This window comes from Sphingopyxis sp., from assembly GCF_965279725.1.
Taxonomy (GTDB): Bacteria; Pseudomonadota; Alphaproteobacteria; order Sphingomonadales; family Sphingomonadaceae; genus Sphingopyxis.
Genome location: NZ_CBDIIL010000002.1, coordinates 551,639 through 565,986, shown reverse-complemented (window position 1 = coordinate 565,986; position 14,348 = coordinate 551,639). Strand labels below are relative to the sequence as shown.

Annotated in this window: 13 protein-coding genes, 1 tRNA gene and 1 pseudogene; 10 read left to right on the top strand and 5 right to left on the bottom strand. The window is 60.9% G+C overall.

Going from position 1 to position 14,348, the window contains the following annotated elements:
- Positions 1–29: 29 nt before the first annotated feature.
- Positions 30–1,799 carry a diguanylate cyclase gene (locus ACQY6T_RS07215; RefSeq protein ID WP_428629878.1) on the top strand — a complete coding sequence of 590 codons (1,770 nt, stop codon included), beginning with the start codon at positions 30–32 and terminating at the stop codon, positions 1,797–1,799.
- Here ACQY6T_RS07215 and ACQY6T_RS07210 read toward each other — a convergent pair.
- From ACQY6T_RS07210 to ACQY6T_RS07200, 3 genes are read right to left on the bottom strand one after another with little or no spacing between them, the layout of a single operon-like run.
- Complete coding sequence (locus tag ACQY6T_RS07210) at positions 1,796–2,551, bottom strand: hypothetical protein (protein ID WP_428629876.1); 756 nt, start codon at positions 2,549–2,551, stop codon at positions 1,796–1,798. The two genes, ACQY6T_RS07215 and ACQY6T_RS07210, sit on opposite strands and share 4 nt — an antisense overlap.
- Positions 2,541–2,786: a helix-turn-helix domain-containing protein gene (locus tag ACQY6T_RS07205; protein ID WP_428629875.1), complete on the bottom strand. Its 246-nt coding sequence runs from the start codon at positions 2,784–2,786 to the stop codon at positions 2,541–2,543. The genes ACQY6T_RS07210 and ACQY6T_RS07205 overlap by 11 nt, the downstream gene beginning before the upstream one ends.
- Positions 2,786–3,295, bottom strand: coding sequence for a DUF2975 domain-containing protein (locus ACQY6T_RS07200; protein WP_428629873.1), 510 nt, complete (start codon positions 3,293–3,295; stop codon positions 2,786–2,788). Before ACQY6T_RS07200 ends, ACQY6T_RS07205 begins: the two co-directional genes overlap by 1 nt.
- Before the next feature lie 210 nt (positions 3,296–3,505).
- On the opposite strand from ACQY6T_RS07200, the gene ACQY6T_RS07195 reads away from it, so the two are divergent.
- Positions 3,506–4,180 (top strand): DUF4197 domain-containing protein, encoded by a 675-nt coding sequence (locus tag ACQY6T_RS07195; RefSeq protein WP_428629871.1) that lies wholly within the window; start codon positions 3,506–3,508, stop codon positions 4,178–4,180.
- Positions 4,181–4,300: 120 nt separating this feature from the next.
- On the top strand, positions 4,301–4,783 hold the full coding sequence (locus ACQY6T_RS07190) for a hypothetical protein (RefSeq protein ID WP_428629869.1): 483 nt from the start codon (positions 4,301–4,303) through the stop codon (positions 4,781–4,783).
- A gap of 30 nt (positions 4,784–4,813) precedes the next feature.
- Here the strand turns inward: ACQY6T_RS07190 and ACQY6T_RS07185 are convergent, their stop codons facing one another.
- The gene (locus ACQY6T_RS07185) at positions 4,814–5,452 is read right to left on the bottom strand and encodes a hypothetical protein (RefSeq protein WP_428629868.1); all 639 of its coding nucleotides are present in this window, start codon (positions 5,450–5,452) and stop codon (positions 4,814–4,816) included.
- 75 nt (positions 5,453–5,527) lie between these two features.
- Here ACQY6T_RS07185 and ACQY6T_RS07180 point away from each other — a divergent pair, with 75 nt between their 5' ends.
- Both ACQY6T_RS07180 and ACQY6T_RS07175 read left to right on the top strand, forming a co-directional pair.
- Entirely contained in the window at positions 5,528–7,126 is a 1,599-nt protein-coding gene (locus tag ACQY6T_RS07180) for a peptide chain release factor 3 (RefSeq protein ID WP_428629866.1), read from the top strand.
- Between the two features lie 71 nt (positions 7,127–7,197).
- Positions 7,198–7,671 (top strand): hypothetical protein, encoded by a 474-nt coding sequence (locus tag ACQY6T_RS07175; RefSeq protein ID WP_428629865.1) that lies wholly within the window; start codon positions 7,198–7,200, stop codon positions 7,669–7,671.
- Here the strand turns inward: ACQY6T_RS07175 and dinB are convergent.
- On the bottom strand, positions 7,664–8,791 hold the full coding sequence (gene dinB, locus ACQY6T_RS07170; protein WP_428629863.1) for a DNA polymerase IV: 1,128 nt from the start codon (positions 8,789–8,791) through the stop codon (positions 7,664–7,666). The genes ACQY6T_RS07175 and dinB overlap by 8 nt on opposite strands.
- Before the next feature lie 101 nt (positions 8,792–8,892).
- Between dinB and ACQY6T_RS07165 the strand changes: the two genes are divergently transcribed.
- From ACQY6T_RS07165 to ACQY6T_RS07145, 5 genes and pseudogenes are all read left to right on the top strand, one after another.
- Positions 8,893–8,966: transfer RNA gene (locus ACQY6T_RS07165), tRNA-Gly, on the top strand.
- Positions 8,967–9,165: 199 nt separating this feature from the next.
- On the top strand, positions 9,166–10,398 hold the full coding sequence (locus tag ACQY6T_RS07160) for a tyrosine-type recombinase/integrase (RefSeq protein ID WP_428629862.1): 1,233 nt from the start codon (positions 9,166–9,168) through the stop codon (positions 10,396–10,398).
- 61 nt (positions 10,399–10,459) lie between these two features.
- Positions 10,460–13,255 (top strand): annotated as a pseudogene (locus ACQY6T_RS07155) (DNA methyltransferase).
- A gap of 6 nt (positions 13,256–13,261) precedes the next feature.
- Positions 13,262–14,056, top strand: a complete 795-nt coding sequence (locus tag ACQY6T_RS07150; protein ID WP_428629861.1) for a hypothetical protein — start codon at positions 13,262–13,264, stop codon at positions 14,054–14,056.
- Between the two features lie 101 nt (positions 14,057–14,157).
- Complete coding sequence (locus ACQY6T_RS07145) at positions 14,158–14,340, top strand: helix-turn-helix domain-containing protein (protein WP_428629860.1); 183 nt, start codon at positions 14,158–14,160, stop codon at positions 14,338–14,340.
- Positions 14,341–14,348: the final 8 nt, after the last annotated feature.

The window sequence follows — 14,348 nt, the reverse complement described above, 5'->3', positions numbered from 1 at the left end:
TTCGGTTAGTTGGGCCGATGACCCGGTCAATGTCCCCCCGAGTCGAGGCGGTTTTCTGGTTCCTGCTGACCGCTACGGGCTATTTCCTGCTGGCAAGCCTGTCGCTTCACGCGACCAAGGGCGCGGATAATATTGCCGCCATCTGGCCGCCGAGCGGCTATTTCCTGGCGCTGCTGTTGTTGATGCCGGTCCGAGCGCGGATTGCCGCCTTCGCCGCAATGGCGTTGGCGAGTGTCGGCGCGAACATGGCCGAAGGAATCCAGGCTACGGCGGCGATGGCGTACACCGTCGCCAACGCCGCCGAGGCGGCCATCGCGCTGTGGCTGGTGCGGCGCCATGAGCCGAACGAAATGTCTTTCATGGTGCCGCGTGCGGTCGGTCGCTTTTGTATCGCGGCGCTGACCGCCAGCGCGGTGAGTGCCGTCATCGCCACGGTGTTGACGGGCAAAGGTTTTGATTTCCTGTTGTCGTGGATGACGACCGTGGCGCTGGGGATGCTGATCGTCACCCCGCCGATCGTGATGCTGGCGCGGATGGTCGGTTCGAACGCGCTGCATAACACATCGACGGCGATGAAAATCGAAGCCATCGCGCTGCTGACCGTGGCGGCCTTCCTAACCGGCGCCTGCTTCTCGCAGTCCGAATTTCCGGTCACGTTCCTGCCCTGCGTCGCATTGATCATTGCCTCTTATCGGTTGGGGCCGTTCGGCGCGGCAGCGGGGATGTTGATCGTCGCGATCATTGCGTCGCTGCTGACCGGGCAGGGCTTTGGTCCGATCGCGGCGATGCACGAAAGCCAGAAGGTCGAGGTGCTATTCCTGCAATTCTATTTGGTGACGATGTTGTTCATCGCGCTGCCGCTCGCGGCGCTGCTGGTGGTGCAGCGGCGGCTGGCCAAGCGACTGGAGCAAAGCAACCGCTGGCTGTTGCAGGCAGAGGCAGCGGCGCTGGTCGGCCATTGGCGCGTCGATCTGGTGCGCTGGACGATCCAGTGGTCGGACCAGACCTATCGCGTTCACGGGCTGGAACCCGGGATACCGGTCGACGTCGATTACAGTGTCGCCCAATATTTGCCCGAGGACCGGGTGGCGGTGCAGAAGGTTTTGACCGACGCCGTTCGGTCGGGGGAGCCCTTTGTATTCCAGGGCCGCATCATGCGCGCCGACGGCGAAATCCGGCACGTCAAATCGCACGGATCGATCGAAATGGGGCGCCGCGGCAAAGCGATCGGGATATTCGGAACCGTCCAGGACGTCACCGAAACGGTCGAAAATGCCCGGGTGCTGGAGGCGGCGCGCAGCGCGGCGGAGCGGATTGCCAACACCGACTTGCTGACCGGGCTGCCGAACCGCCGCCATACGCTGGCGTTTATGGATCAGGCGTTGCGGCGTGCCGAACAGGATGGCGCACCGTTGGCTGTCGCCATTTTTGATATCGACCATTTCAAACAGATCAACGACGTGCACGGCCATGCTGTCGGCGACGAGGTGATCCGGTGGGTCGGTCAACGCGCCAAAGCGTCGCTGCGCGACGATGATATGGTGGGCCGGTATGGCGGCGAGGAATTTGTGTGCATCCTGCAGGGGCGCAGCGCGATGTCGGCGGAACTGGTCGCCGAGCGCGTGCGCAAGGCGGTCCAGGTTGATGCCGAGGGCAGTGATTTGCCGAACACCACGGTCAGCATCGGCTTGGCGATCTATGCCGGCGAACCCAGTATCGAAGACCTGCTCCAGCGCGCCGACAAGGCGCTGTACGCCGCCAAGCGTGAGGGGCGGAACCGGTTGCGGATGGCGGCTTAACTGGGACCCGGCGTCAGGCTGACCCCCTTGGTCGCCGCAGCGTGCCGCGCCGCGATCGTCGAGCTGCTCGCAATCGTCAACGCCAGCATGCCGACGACGAGGGCGTCGATCACCAGCAGCGGCCAGTCGAGCAGCGCCGGCGCGAAGATGGCGCCAAAGCTGAGCGCATAATGCGCCATCATCAGCGGCAGGACCCCGGCGATCATCAGCGTAATCGTACGCCAGAAATGGCCCCTCATGATGCCGATCGAGCGGATCGGTCCGATGCGGGTGTTGCCGGCGGACCACGCGACATTCCAGGCGGTGAAATATACGCCGATGACGACACCGAGCAGGATCAGTGTGTAGCCGGTCCACTGCGCGGCGGTGCCGGCCAATCCCATCAAACCGGTCAGTGCCGGGCCGAACAGCGTCCACCATTGCTCCAGCCCGTGCAGCGCAAACAGGGTCAGCCACAGGCCGATCGCCGGCCATTCGATGCGGCTTGCCCGGGCGGCATCGCGGCCGAACAGGATATAGCGGGAGAACCAATAGCTCGGGAGGAGTAGCGCCAGAGTCTTGGCAAAGCCGAACTGCAGCCGCAGCGGGTCGGCTTCCGCTGCCTTGGCCCCCGCGATGCCGTCGTACATGCCGCCTTGCCATTCGACGACATGCTGGGCGAATTCGACCAGTGCCGGAATGAGGAACAAGATCGGGCAGGCGAGGGCGAAGGCCCAGGCGCTGCGATAGATATCGGCAATATCAGTCTTCATGGTCGGGGTCTTTCGGTTCGGAGTTTTCGGTGTCATGGTCAAAGACGATCAAGTCGCCGGGCTGGCACTCAAGCGCGCGGCAAATTGCCTCTAGCGTCGAAAAGCGGATCGCCCGCGCCTTGCCCGTTTTCAGGATCGACAGATTGGCCAGCGTGATATCGATGCTTTCACTGAGCTCGGTCAGCGTCATGCGTCGCTGCCAGAGCAGCTCGTCGAGATTGATACGGACCGGCATCAGATCGTCCGCTCAAGTTCATCGCGCATCGCCGCACCCTCATCGAAAATGCGCGCGAGGATGAACAGCAACAGGACCGCAAGCCATCCGGTCAAACCGAAACTCCAGCCGAAATAGTCGCCGGTTTCCGAGGAGAGTTTCGCACCCATCACCCCAAAGACGAGATCGCAGATTTGCGTGACCAGCAAAGCCCACGCGATCTGGCGCAGGCGCGACGCATTGGCGGCGACAAAGGCGTTATGCGCCGCGACGCTGTCGATCATAGCGATCAGCCGGGTAAAAATGGCATGGGCCGCGAGCGTGACCGGCGCGACGAGCGCCAGTGCGATCTGCATCCGCGCGATCACAACACCGATGTCTGCATCCGGGTAACGGTGCGACAGGCCGAGGCTAAGTCGCGCGTTGATGACGGGCAGGAAAGTGGCCGCGAGCATCGCGAGCAGCAGCAGTCCGATCGCCCAATTGAGAATATTCATCCCGGCAAGCAGGCGCCGACTCCACAGCAGCATCGTGATTCTCCCTGAAAATCGATAACAGCCATATTGATAATCAATAATATCGACATTGCAAAGCAATATGTGATGCTGGCTCATCGCGGATCGGTGCATGCGACTATCGCGGGCTGGGTCGTAAAGATGACGCGTCCCGCCAACGCTTGGGTGAGAAGGGCTTTGCTGCTAGGTTTGGTGGCCTATCGCAGCGAAGCCAAGGAGAGTGTCATGGAACGGGATGAGACCGAAATGCAGCGCCGGATGCTCTTGGCGGGGGCCGCAGGGTTGCTGGCGTTTGCGATGGCGCCCTTTGCGATCGCTAAAATGGCGAAGGCAGGCGGCGGCATCAAGTCTTTGATCGGTAACGCCTCCGACGGCGCGCTGGATAAATTATCGCAGCCGGGCGCTTTCTATCGCGATACTGCGGTACGGATCTTGTTGCCGGGCGCGGGTGGCAAGTTGGCGTCGAAGCTGTTCGGCGTGGGCGACAAATTGGGGCTGACCACCAGTTTGACCAAGAGCCTGAACGACGCCGGCGGCAAGGCGGCGGGCGAGGCGAAACCGATTTTTCGTGATGCGATCGGCAATCTGCGCTGGACCGACGCACCTTCGCTGGTGAGCAAGAATGACGGGGCGACGCGCTATTTGGAGACCAGCGCGAGCGATACGCTGTTCGGCAAGGTGTCGCCGTTGATCGGATCGGCGCTGGAGAATGTCGGCGCCTATCGCCAGCTCGATCAGTTGTCGAAGGGCAATCCGTTGATGGCGTCGGCGGGGCTGACGCGCGACGGGCTGACCAAATCGGTGACCGAACAGGCGTTGAAAGGCATTTTTCATTATATGGCGGGCGAAGAGGCGGCCCTGCGCAAAAACCCGGCGGGGCTCTTGAAGGGGATCTTTTAACACCAGTCGGTTTCGGGGCACGTCGAGGGGCATCTCGATTTCGCGCGGCCCGGACGGCAAATGGAGGGCGTCCGTTCTCGACCAGTTGCGGACCTCTGGACTGCCGGGTAGATTCATCCGATGAAACTACCTTGGCGAAAAGCGAAACCTATGCCTGAAGCGCAAATTGTGCTCGCAGCCGAGGTCATCGCTAAGGCGTGGGATGCCGGTGAAGACGCACAGGTAGCTGCCTTGAGGCGGAGCGGATTTGATGAGGGGCAAGCACGAAGATTGCTGGCGTTTCTACCGATAGCTTTCAGCCGACCGATCTTGGAAGAATTGGGGGTAGTCGATTTCGATCCGAACGTAAGCGTGAGCGGGCCGGATGGAACATTTTTGAAAGCGAAACTGATGCGGCAACCCGAATATGTTCAAGGTCTGAAAGTCGCTCGTGATCACCGAAACAAAGGCGTGATGGATCACGAGGTTTACAAACTGATTGCCTCTAGCAGCGCCGATCTCAATGCGGTGGATAACGCGCTAAACGAGGTGGCAGACGTTACAGGCGCAACAATCGCAACTTCGCTTTTGGACGCCAAAATCGCATTTCACCTCATTCGGTAGGCGAGTCCGTTTTCCACCCCAAAGCCACCGCTATTGCTCGCCCAACCGCACAAACCGCATTTCGCCCTCGGCGCGATGCAGGGTGAGGCCGCGTTGGGTCCTTTCGGCGCAGGCGCCTTCGAAATTTACCACGCCGATGTCGTTCGGCACGATGATGACGCGCAGCTTGCCGCCGTTGGCTTCGGTCAATTCGAAGCGCGGCGCGGTGATGTCGTAGATGGACTCGCGCACCTCGATCCAGCGCGGGGTGCGTTTGTCCTCCTCGGGCATCGTCCAGCCATAGACCTGGGTGTAACCCTCCAACCGATCGCCGCCGTCGAAGCCAATCGTGAAATCGACCCCGGGGATGCCTCTGCCGTTGGGCCAGGTGACGAGCAGGGTGGGGACGCGGCCTTCGACCTCGATCAGCGGACCCTTTTCCATCGCGGGCGGCACCGGTTTGGGATCGGTGGTCAGGCAGACCATATCACCGCGCGCTTTCCAAAGCCCCTCGGCGCGTTCGTCGAGCGCGCCCGCGGCGAGCATATATTGGAAGCGGCCGTCATTGCGGATGAGCAGCCCGCCGCCGACGTCGGGACCTTCGGCCAGACTATATTCGCCGACAAAGGACGAATCTTGCGCATGGGCAGGGCAGACGACGAGCGCCGCGGCGAGCAGGATGGTACGCATCGGCCAATAGTGCGCCGATCCACGCCGCAGCGCCAGCCCCTTCCCACGCCGCCGCGCCGCTGCTAGGCGCGCGCCATGTCCCAGAAGCATCCCGAACGCCGCACCTTTGCCATCATCTCGCATCCCGACGCGGGTAAAACGACGCTGACCGAGAAATTGCTCGTCGCGGGCGGCGCGATCCATATCGCGGGCGAGGTCAAGGCGCGCGGGCAAGCGCGGCGCGCCCGGTCCGACTGGATGAAGATCGAGCAGCAGCGTGGGATTTCGGTGACGTCGTCGGTGATGACCTTTGAACATGCCGGGCTGATCTTCAACCTGCTCGACACCCCGGGTCACGAGGATTTCAGCGAGGATACCTATCGCACCCTGACCGCGGTCGACAGCGCGGTGATGGTGATCGACGCGGCGAAGGGCATCGAGCCGCAGACGCTGAAGCTGTTCGAGGTGTGCCGGTTGCGGTCAGTGCCGATTATTGCCTTTATCAACAAGGTCGATCGCGAAGGATTGCCGCCTTTCGAACTGCTCGACGAGATTGCCGAGCGGCTCGCGCTCGACGTGTGCCCGATGAACTGGCCCGCCGGGATGGGCGGGCAGTTTGAGGGGATTTACGACCTGGTCGATCCGGCAATCATGAAGCCGGGCGGCGAGGCGTCGCGCATGTACGAAGGCCACCGCGCCAAGGTGGCGGGGCTCGACGATCCGGCGCTTGGCACCGAGTTGTCGGATCGCGCGCTGGCGCTGCTCAAGGAAGAGACCGAGCTGGCATCGGCCTGTTACGCGCCGTTCGACGTGGCGGCGTACCGCAATGGCGACCTGGCTCCGGTCTATTTCGGATCGGCGCTCAAGGAATTCGGGATCGTCGATTTGCTCACCGCGCTGGCCAACCACGCACCGGGGCCGCAGCCGCAGCCCGCCGAACCCGCGCCCGTCGATCCGACCGACGACGCTGTCACCGGTTTTGTGTTCAAGGTGCAGGCTAATATGAACCCCGCGCACCGCGACCGCATCGCGTTCATGCGGCTGTGTTCGGGAAAATTCGAGCGCGGCATGCGATTGATTCAGGGCGGTACGGGCAAGGCGATCGCGATCAGCCGCCCGATGCTGTTCCTGGCGCAGGACCGCGAAATGGCCGAGGAAGCGTTCCCGGGCGACATCATCGGCATTCCGAACCATGGCACGCTGCGCGTTGGCGACACGCTGTCCGAACGCACCGACATCACGATCACCGGGCTGCCGAATTTCGCCCCCGAACTGCTGCGCCGCGTCGCGCTGGTCGATCCGACCCAGACCAAGAAATTGCGCAAGGCGCTAGATGACATGGCGGAGGAGGGGATCATCCAGGTCTTCTATCCCGAAATCGGCGCGAACATGATCGTCGGCGTCGTCGGCCAGCTGCAGTTGGAAGTGTTGATCAGCCGGCTCGACGCCGAATATAAGGTTGAGGCGAAGCTGGAGCAGTCGCCGTGGGAAACCGCGCGCTGGATCGCATCGGACGATCCCGCAAAGCTGAAAGCGTTCCAGTCCGAACACCGCGGCGCCAGCGCCACCGACCGCGACGGCGCGCCGGTTTTCATGGCGAAAGACGCGTGGGAAGTGGGCTACATCACCCAGCGCAACCCGGATATTCGCTTTACCGCGACCAAAGAGCGGCGTTTGAGCGCGTTGGCGGACTGACAATACAGGGGTTGATTGCGCCGCCGAACAGGATCACCTTCAAGCCGGGTCGGACAGAAGTGGGGGTATCGATGCGCGGATTGAAATGGTCCTTGGCTGCGGCGCTGTTGCTGAACGCGTCGCCGTCGCTGGCGCAGAAGCCAATCAGCCTGCCGATCGCGCAGGGGCTATGGATCAACGCCACCAGCAAATGCACGACCGTCACCAATGGCTATGTTTTTGACGGTGCGCGGTGGGGTGCGGTCTATTATTATGGACCGAACGGCAGCATGGGACCGGTCGCCGAGCTGGAGAAGATCGGCCGCACCACGCTGCGAAAGGATGGCTTCACCAACATGCAGCTCCGCGAAACCGAGGGTGTCGGATATTTCCATGTGAAGTCGCTGGCCCCCGGCCGAATGATTTTGCGCACCGGCGCGCCCAGTCCCGAAGGTATCCAGGTGATGGACGATACGCTGATGCGATGCACGTTCGCTTCGCTGTCGCCGAAGATGAAAGCGGCGATCAAGCGCTTGGCGCCGGCGCTGGCGACCGCTGCTAAATAAGGCTCAGCAGGTCGGCCGGCGCTGCGACGTCGTCCTCGTCATCCTCTTCGCCCTCGAACTTGCTCAACGTCAGTCCGAGCAGCCGGATGCCCTGTTCGGTGGGGAGCAGCGGGCGAAGGATCGCTTCGCCCGCGGCGAGCAGCGAGGTTCCGTCGAGAATGGGTGAGGAAACCGACTTCGCACGGGTAATCGTCCGGAAATCGGCGTAGCGCAGCTTCAGCGTCACCGTCCGCCCGCGCGCGCCCTTCTTGGCGGCGCGGTCCCACACCACGGTGCAGACATGAGCGAGCGCTTCACGGATTTCGGTGTCTGTGATCAGGTCGTTGAAGAAGGTGCGCTCGCCGCCCAGCGATTTGAGCGGACGGTGCGACTTGACGCGGCGATGGTCGATCCCGCGCGCAAGGTTGAACAGCCATTCGGCGCTGTTGCCGAAATTCTCCGCCAGCCACAGCGGGTCCTTGCCCGCGAGGTCGGCGCCCGAAAATACGCCCAGCCCCTCCATCTTCGCCGACGTCACCGGGCCGATGCCATGAAAGCGGCGGATCGACAGTGTCTGGACAAAATCGGCGCCCTTGCCGGGCGGGATGACGGTGATGCCATCGGGTTTGTTCTGATCGGACGCCAACTTGGCGATGAACTTGTTATACGAAACCCCGGCCGAGGCGGTCAGGCCGGTTTCTTCGCGGATGCGGCGACGGATCAGCTTCGCGGTCGCGGTCGCGCTGCCCAGCCCCGCCTTGTCGGCGCTGACGTCCAGATAGGCTTCGTCGAGCGACAGAGGCTCGACCTCGTCGGCATAGTCGTGGAAAATCGCGCGGATCTGGTGCGACACTTCGCGATAGGCGTCGAAGCGCGGGGGGACGAAGATGAGGTCGGGGCATTGGCGCTTGGCGGTGATGCTGGGCATCGCCGATCGCACCCCGAACTTGCGCGCTTCGTAACTGGCGGCAGCAACCACGCCGCGCCGCGATGACCCGCCAACTGCGACGGGTTTGCCGCGCAGCGCCGGATCGTCGCGCTGTTCGACCGACGCGTAGAAAGCGTCCATGTCGACATGGATGATTTTGCGGACGGGGGCGTCCGCAGGGTCGTCTGGAGCGGGGTCTGCGACGTTCTGCACCGGTGCAGCCTAGCATGTTGCCACGATGTTCTCAATGACGCGCGTGACGCGACGCTTGACGAAGGTTGGGCAAAATGGCAATCGCCGCCGACCTTGGGGATGCGGGTATAGCATAGTGGTAATGCACTAGCCTTCCAAGCTAGCTAGGCGGGTTCGATTCCCGCTACCCGCTCCAATTTCTTGTTCAGCATTGACCGTATCTGTCTGGACAAACCCCAGAAAAGCCCGGTATTGTCGCATTATCAGGTCGCCAGCGGCCGGTAGTGTTCACCTATAGTCGCCAAGTTTCGGGGGCCATGGAGGGGGCCACGCGCGGCGACCGATGGGAATGGCCCCCAGCGTGGGGGCCACTTTGGACCTAGGTGGCGTGACACATGGCACTGACCGACATTGCGATCCGGACCGCGAAGGCCCGCGCAAAGCCTTACAAACTGGCCGATGCGCTTGGCCTGTTCCTGTTGGTCCAGCCGTCCGGCGGCAAACTGTGGCGGCTGAAATACCGTATCGACGGACGCGAAAAGAAACTGGGCTTTGGCACCTATCCGGACGTGACCCTGAGCGATGCCCGCAAGCGCCGCGACGATGCGCGGGCGATGATTGCCAAGGGCATCGACCCGTCGCGCGAAAAGCAGCGCGATAAGGTGCGGTCGCGCATTGAGGCAGCGGACACGTTCATGGCGATTGCCGACGAATATTGCGCGAAGCGCAAGCGTGACGGGGAAAAGGGCTGGTCCCCCGCAACGGCGACGCGCAGCGAATATTTGTTGTCACTTTTACGTGGCAGCATCGGTCGGCTGGCCATATCCGAAATCGAGCCTGCCGACGTGCTCGCGGCGGTTCGCAAAATTGAGGCCAAGGGCAATCTGGAGAGCGCGCGGCGCACATTGCAGTTGGCCAGCATGGTATTCCGCTATGCCGTGGCAACGGCGCGGCTACGGTCAGACCCGACGCGCGACCTGCGCGGGGCGCTGACCGCTCCCACGGTCACGCATTACGGTGCAATCACCGACGCCAAGCGCGTAGGCGAATTGTTGCGCGCAATAGACGGCTATGAGGGTCAGGGGCTGACCAAACAAGCGATGCAACTCGCCCCCCATGTGTTTGTGCGACCGGGCGAACTGCGCCATGCCGAATGGAGCGAGATTGATCTGGACGGCGCGCTATGGGCGATTCCGGCGGGCAAGATGAAAATGGGCAAGCCACATCGTGTACCGCTTTCGCAGCAATCGGTAGCAATCCTGCGCGATCTGCATTCGGTAACAGGGCCAAGCGGCTATGTGTTCCCGTCCATCCGCACCCGCGTCCGGCCTATGAGCGAAAACACCATCAACGCGGGGTTGCGGCGGCTGGGCTATGCCAGCGACGAAATGACCGCGCACGGCTTTCGCGCGATGGCGTCCACATTGCTGAACGAAAGCGGCAAGTGGCATCCTGACGCTATCGAACGGGCGCTGGCGCACGGTGATACGGACAAGGTGCGCGCCGCCTATCATCGTGGAGCGCATTGGCAGGAACGGGTCGAAATGGCGCAATGGTGGAGCGACTATCTGGATACTTTGCGCAAGGGCGCGGCCATTGTGCCCTTTCCCGACCGCGCAACGGGATGAAATCTTGCGGCTTGGCGGATTGACCGGACGGCGATAGACCCCTGCGAACAAAGGGGGACAAATGCGCTTAGGCTGGGACGAAATCAAACGGCGGGCCAAGGCATTCAGCGACGAATGGAAAGACGCGCATTATGAGCGCGGCCAGACGCAGACCTTTTACAATGAATTTTTCGAGATATTCGGCATCAAGCGCAAGCAGGTGGCGATTTATGAGCAGCGGGTAAAGCTGCTGAACAGCCGCCACGGCTTTATCGACCTGTTTTGGCCGGGCACATTGCTGGTCGAACAGAAAAGCAGCAATCTGGACCTTGGCCGCGCGCAGGGGCAGGCGCTCGATTATGTGGAGGGTTTGCACCCGACGCAGCAACCGCGCTGGGTGCTGACCTGCGATTTTCAATCCTGGGTCTTGCTTGACCTTGAAACCCGAGCCGAACTGAAATTCCGGCTGGGCGACCTGCACAAGCATATTACTGCTTTCGATTTCATGCTTGGCCGAAAGGTCAGTTTTGAGACGCAGGCGGGCGTCACCATCAAGGCGGCGGAATTGATGGGCAAGCTGCACGATGCGCTGGAGGTGTCGGGATATACCGGGCACGATCTGGAGCAACTGCTGGTTCGGCTGCTTTTTTGCCTGTTCGCCGACGACACGGGCATATTCCAGCCAAAGGATATTTTTCTCCAGCTCGTCGAAAATGACACCAAGCCCGATGGCAGCGATACCGGCCGGGTGCTCAATGACCTGTTCGACGTACTCGATACCTCCGACGATGCCCGCCAGACGACGCTACAGGCCGAATTAAATGCTTTCCCCTATGTCAATGGCCGGTTGTTTGCTGGTCGGCTTAGGACGCCGCATTTCACGCAATCCATGCGCGAGCATCTGCTGGACGCGGCGCAGCATGACTGGTCCGGCGTGTCGCCCGCCATATTTGGTTCGCTTTTCCAATCCGTGATGGATGCCAAAGAGCGGCGAGCGAAGGGCGCACACTATACCACTGAGGCGAATATACTGAAGGTCATCGGACCGCTCTTTCTGGACGATTTGAAGGCCGAACTTGCAACTATCAGGTCGCGCAGGACCGGCCGGGACAAGGCGCTGATCGAGTTTCAGCACAAGTTGAGCCGACTGACCTTTTTCGACCCGGCCTGCGGATGCGGCAATTTTCTGGTCATCGCTTATCGCGAAATCCGGCGGTTGGAGCTTGAGGCGCTGAAGGCGCAATATGGCGACCAGCAAATCGACGCCGCGCTGTTGTCGCGCGTCACGGTCGATTAATTTTACGGCATCGAATTTGAGGAGTTTCCGGCGCGAATTGCCGAAGTGGCCATGTGGATGATGGACCATATCGCCAATAACGCGATCAATGAGGCGTTCCGACTGAACTATGCACGCATACCGCTGAAGGACAGCGCGCATATCCTGCACGGCGACGCGCTGGAGGCCGACTGGTCAGCGCTGTTGCCGCCGGAAAAATGCAGCTACATCATGGGCAACCCGCCGTTTGTGGGGTTCGTCTGGCGCACTGAAACACAACAGGAGCAGTTTACTCGCCTTGTTTCTGCATACGGCGCAAACAGTAGCAGATTGGACTATGTGGCTGCGTGGTTCATCAAGGCGGGGCAATATCTGCAAGGCAACCGTTGTATCCGCATTGCCTTCGTTGCCACCAATTCCATCTGCCAAGGGGAACAGGTGGCGCAGCTATGGCCGATCCTGTTCGACCGGCACGGGCTGGAAATCGCCTTCGCCCATCGCACCTTCAGTTGGGGCAGTGAAGCGCGGGGCAAGGCCCAAGTGCATGTGGTGATTGTGGGGCTGGCGCACCGTGACCACGAACCAACGGAAAAACATCTATACAGCTATCCCGACATCAAAGGCGACCCGGTGGAAAGCCGCCACGGGGCGCTAACCGCCTATTTGTTCGATGCGAAGGGTGTAGCAAATCGCCATTTGGTGGTGAACCGTGCTAGCCAATCGTTGCAAGGCGCGCCCCGTATTTGCGTAGGCACCAAGCCTGTAGATGGGGGCAAATACATATTTGATGCGAGCGAGCGCGTCGAATTTCTAGCTTTGGAGCCAAGCGCTGCAAAGGCAATGCGGCCTTTTCTCGGTGGTTATGAGTTCATCAACGGTGAAGGCCGATGGATTCTGCATACCGCCGATTTGACACCAGCCGAAATTCGGGAAATGCCCCATGTCAAAGCTCGAATTGCTGCCGTGCGTCACCTCCGATCCACGGGAACGGGGAAGCTGGCAAATCAACTGGCCGACAACCCCACCGCCTATCATGTGACCGTCGTGCCAGATGCCCCCTTTTTGGTAATGCCTGAGGTTAGTTCCGAACGGCGCGAATATGTGCCAATCGGCTGGGTTACGCCGCCTGCGATCCCCAGCAACAAGCTGCTGGTTATGGAAGGTGCCGGATTGTGGCATTTCGGAATTTTGACCAGCCGCGCACATATGTCATGGCTTGCTCATGTTGGGGGACGCCTGAAAAGCGACTTCAGCTATTCTCCGGGCCTAGTTTACAACACCTTTCCGTGGCCTGACACCACGCCAGCACAGCGCTCCAAGGTGGAGGCGCTGGCGCAGGCGGTGCTCGATGCCCGCGCCGCGCATCCGACGTCCAGCCTTGCCGACCTATATGATCCCGACACCATGCCTGCCGATCTGCGCAGCGCCCATACCGCGCTGGATCGCGCCGTGGACCGCCTCTACCGCCCCGCGCCCTTCGCCACCGACCGCGACCGGGTTGAGCATCTGTTTGGGCGCTATGAAGCGCTTGTGAACCCGCTGGAACGACTGGGCGCGGCAAAGAACAAGCGCGTGGCGCGCAAAGCTGAAGGCGGGGCATAGGCGTTCATGGATACCCCCGATTCGAGAGCAGATGCTGCGCTGAAACTAATCCGGCAGTGGCAATGGGAGTTTTACGATCCCGATGGAAATTTATCTCTCTGTAGCATGGGCCTCGATGACGCGGTGAATCGATTGGGGATGGAAGGAGTACCGCGCCCCCAAATGGCGGTGCTCAGCCTATTATGTCGCGGCGAGTTGGTTTCGCGCGGCTATTTTCGATGGCAAAAATATCAGTGGGGCGAGCACTACCAGCTCGAAGGGTCTAATGAGATTTTGAAACCCAACCGTTGGCAAGTCCTTGCGGATCTGATTGCCGATGAACGCCAGCAACTCGACAACCATGAATGGCCAAACCCGCACGTCAATTTGGAAAAGCTCGAAATGACCGATTGCCTCGTTTATGAATGGGCTTTTGCTAACAATCGTTTCTGCACGGCAGTTTGTCCGCCCGAAACGCCCACTAATGCGAGCAATTATTTAGAAGAATGGTTTTCTGCGTGGGAAATTGATTTCCAACCAAGGTTGCTTGCGAACCATGTCGAAGATGACGCGGCGCTGCCGACACCATCTTATCCCGCGACCAGTCAAGGCGGGCGACCGCCAATAGCTGATTGGGAGGCTGCAGCGCTTGAAATAGCAGGCCGCTATTATCGGGGCGACTTCAAACCCAATACCATTGCAGACGTAAGCCGGGCGTTAGGTTCATGGCTAGGCGACCAAGACATCCATCCATCGGAATCTGTCTTGCGCACTCATGGAAAAGCTATCTTTGCGGCGCTTCAGTCATGGGAACACGAGTAATGGAAACCCCGGTTTTTGTTATTAATAGAGGATATTCGGCGGATTAGGCGCGTTCAACCGCCTTAGAACGACACCGTTCACAATCGGACGGAGGCAATCCCATGAATACCCTACATGACGCTCTTGAACCGCTCGCCTATTCGATAAACGAGGCTAGCCGCGTTTCGTCGCTTGGCCGCACTCGCCTATATCAGCTGATTGGCGAGGGACGGCTGGAAGTGCGCAAGATTGGCAAGCGCACGCTCATTCCCGCTGCGTCGCTGCGCGCACTGATTGCTGGTTAGGCCTGCGC